Source organism: Corallococcus sp. AB049A (assembly GCF_003668885.1).
Taxonomy (GTDB): domain Bacteria; phylum Myxococcota; class Myxococcia; order Myxococcales; family Myxococcaceae; genus Corallococcus; species Corallococcus interemptor.
Genome location: NZ_RAWL01000984.1, coordinates 1 through 477, shown reverse-complemented (window position 1 = coordinate 477; position 477 = coordinate 1). Strand labels below are relative to the sequence as shown.

The window sequence follows — 477 nt, the reverse complement described above, 5'->3', positions numbered from 1 at the left end:
GTCCACGTGCCTGTGGAGCACCGCGAACAGCAGCACCGCGGACACCGAGGCGGCCACGTTGGACAGCGTCACCCCCGCCACCGGGCCCAGGAGCAGGGACAGCGTGGGTGCGGCGATCATGCCGACGCCCATGCCGCTCACCCGCTGGAGCGTGCCGCCCACGGTGATCGCGGCCAGCGCGACGACGGCCGGCAGCCACACCAGGGAGGGGTCCATGCGGGCAGTATGCCGGAGCCGGGGTGTCCGTCGGCCCTGGCTTCCGCCCGTGACGGGTGCGCATGCTGGCCGCATGGCCCAGCACAGCTCCACCCCGTTCCCGCTCGTGATCGTGGGCAGCGGCCCCGCCGGCGTCAGCGCCGCCCGCGCCTACGTCGACGCCGGGGGACCCGGCCCCGTCCTCATGCTCACCTCGGACGTGGACCACCCGTACGAGCGTCCGCCGCTGTCCAAGGAGCTCCTGCGCGGCACCGCCGAACC

The 477-nt window shown here is 74.6% G+C and carries 2 protein-coding genes; one reads left to right on the top strand and one right to left on the bottom strand.

Annotated features, from left to right (window positions below; all coding sequences use genetic code 11):
* Window positions 1-216: hypothetical protein (locus D7X55_RS40530; protein WP_199747375.1), on the bottom strand; the 216-nt coding region annotated here is incomplete at its 3' end.
* A 73-nt stretch (window positions 217-289) separates the two neighbouring features.
* Here D7X55_RS40530 and D7X55_RS40525 point away from each other — a divergent pair.
* Window positions 290-477 (top strand): FAD-dependent oxidoreductase (locus D7X55_RS40525; protein ID WP_158626501.1); only part of this gene is annotated, 188 nt, incomplete at its 3' end.